General features: G+C 67.6%; 3 protein-coding genes and 1 pseudogene. 1 reads left to right on the top strand and 3 read right to left on the bottom strand.

Annotated elements, in window-relative coordinates:
- Window positions 1-171: 171 nt before the first annotated feature.
- From AOK23_RS51280 to AOK23_RS43595, 3 genes and pseudogenes are all read right to left on the bottom strand, one after another.
- Window positions 172-413, bottom strand: a pseudogene (locus tag AOK23_RS51280) (glutamine amidotransferase-related protein); the annotation flags it as partial.
- Window positions 414-416: 3 nt separating this feature from the next.
- Window positions 417-681, bottom strand: a 265-nt coding sequence (locus AOK23_RS51275) for an aminodeoxychorismate/anthranilate synthase component II (RefSeq protein ID WP_240496859.1), incomplete at its 3' end; no start/stop codon positions are given.
- A gap of 31 nt (window positions 682-712) precedes the next feature.
- The gene (locus tag AOK23_RS43595; protein ID WP_420823810.1) at window positions 713-1,357 is read right to left on the bottom strand and encodes an antibiotic biosynthesis monooxygenase; all 645 of its coding nucleotides are present in this window, start codon (window positions 1,355-1,357) and stop codon (window positions 713-715) included.
- Window positions 1,358-1,530: 173 nt separating this feature from the next.
- Here AOK23_RS43595 and AOK23_RS43590 point away from each other — a divergent pair, with 173 nt between their 5' ends.
- Entirely contained in the window at window positions 1,531-2,310 is a 780-nt protein-coding gene (locus AOK23_RS43590; protein WP_055717874.1) for a DUF3050 domain-containing protein, read from the top strand.
- The last annotated feature ends 4 nt before the right edge of the window (window positions 2,311-2,314 follow it).

Raw genomic sequence — 2,314 nt, 5'->3', positions numbered from 1 at the left:
CCTCACCGACCACGGGCACCGGCTGCTGGTCAACTTCCGCGACCTCACGGAGGAACGAGCCGGCGGCCCCCGTACGAGAAGCTCCCGCAGCGCCCCGCCCGCCCCGCCGAGGAGCACCCCGGTCACCGCACCGGCCCGCGCGGTGACCGGGGTGCTCCTCGGCGGGTCGGGCGGGGCGCTGCGGGAGCTTCTCGTACGGGGGCCGCCGGCTCGTTCCTCCGTGAGGTCGCGGAAGTTGACCAGCAGGCGGTGCCCGTGGTCGGTGAGGACGGACTCCGGGTGGAACTGGACGCCCCACAGCGGCCGTTCACGGTGGCGCAGCCCCATGAGGACACCGTCCTCGGACCAGGCGGTGGCCTCCAGGCTCGCCGGCAGAGGCTCGCGCACGGACAGCGAGTGGTAGCGGACGACGGNNNCGATGCCCTGGTGGCCCAGGCAGACGCCCAGCACGGGGATCGCGGCCTCGGCGATGACCTGCGCGGCGATACCGAAGTCGCGCGGTTCCGAGGGGTGGCCGGGCCCGGGCGACACCACGACGTTGTCGAATTCCCGCAGTTCCGGAATGTCGTCGGGCGAGGCGTCGTTGAGCACGACCACCGGCTCCTCGCCGTTGACCTCGGCGATCAGCTGGAACAGGTTGTACGTGTACGAGTCATAATTGTCGATGAGCAAGGTTTTCATCCTGCCCACCCCCCTCTGATCGTTCTCGGACCTAGGCGGTCCGACGTTTGTGCCGGCCGCGCAGCGCCTGCAGCGGCGGGTACAGCCATTTTTTGAGGAATCGCTGGAGTCTCGGCATGAGAATCCAGGTGACGATGGCCGTCACGGACAGACACAGCAGAAGTGTTCGGAAAAGTGGATTGAGATCGGCGAGATAAGGGAGTACCAGCAGGTTGAACAGGAGCACGGGTGGGAAGACCGCGCTCATATTCACCAGCCAGAGTTTCCATTTCGGGGGCGGGCGTGGGGCGGCCGGCGTCGGTTCCCGGGTTGTCTGGGAGTCGAACCAGGCCTTGGAGCCCGTCACGCTGCGGCGACCGGTCTCCCTGGCCAGCCCCTCGGCACGTGCCGCCCACTCGGCCCTGACCAGGGAGTTCTCCCAGGTCCGGGCCGAATCCTCACTGTCGAAGCGGTAGACCACATGCCACTCCGCCTCTCCGTCGACCAGTACGCCGCCCCCCAGAAAGCCCGGCTGCCGCGCACTCGTACGCAGCGCGGCCCACCCCCACGAGTGGAAGTCGGCCTCGCGCCCCGGCACCACGTGATACGCGATGGTGACGGTAACGGGATTCCTGCTCACGCCGTCGAGTACGGGAAGAACTGACGCCCCGTTCAAATCTTCAACGAACTTTTTCAAGCTGTCCGGATCGTTCGCGTATGACGCTCTTTCAGCCGCCTTGGAGCCGTCTGTCGGGGAGTACGACGGAGTAACTTCCGGTAATTTCCGGAAGCGCTTGCCCGGCAAACCGAAAAAGGCGCACCATCGCCCTCGGGCTCTGCGAAGAAGCAGCACGGAAGAAAAGGAGAGCCATGTCCAGGTACGACTGGGACCTCCAGCACGAGGGAATCGACAAGGCGCGTGCCGCGATCGAACCCGTACGGAAAGAAGTCACCGCGCACCCCATCTATCGGCGGGTGGAAAGCCGTGCGGACCTTGCCGTTTTCATGGAGCACCATGTGTACGCGGTGTGGGACTTCATGTCGCTGCTGAAGTCCCTCCAGCGGGACCTCACGTGCGTCGACGTCCCGTGGGTGCCGCGGGGCTCGGAGGTGAGCCGGCGGCTCATCAACGACATCGTCCTGGTCGAGGAGAGCGACGAGCTGAACGGCGGGTTCACCAGTCACTTCGAGCTGTACCGGGCGGGCATGGCCGAGGCCGGCGCGGACACCGCCCGCCTCGACACGTTCCTGGGGCTCGTCGGGGAGGGCCACGATGTGTCGGCCGCCCTGAGGGTGGCCCAAGTGCCGGGCCCTGCGGCGGAGTTCGTCCGGACCACGTTCGAGATCATCGCGGAGCGGCCGTTGCACTGCCGGGCCGCGGCGTTCGCGTTCTCACGGGAGGACCTGATCCCCGACATGTTCGACCAGGTGATCGGCGCGGAGGGCACCGACCGGTTCTGCCTGTTCCGGGACTATCTGGCACGGCACATCGAGGTCGACGGCGAGGAGCACACCCCGATGGCGATGGCCATGGTGGCCGACCTGTGCGGGGCCGAGGACGGGCGGTGGGAGGAGGCGGTGGAGACGGCGACCGCCGCGCTCGAAGCGAGGGCCCGCTTGTGGGACGGGGTCGTGGAGGCGATGGGGTAGGGGG

It is taken from the genome of Streptomyces torulosus, from assembly GCF_001419765.1.
In the GTDB taxonomy this organism is placed as follows: domain Bacteria; phylum Actinomycetota; class Actinomycetes; order Streptomycetales; family Streptomycetaceae; genus Streptomyces; species Streptomyces torulosus.
This window is presented reverse-complemented; position numbering and strand designations above follow the sequence as displayed.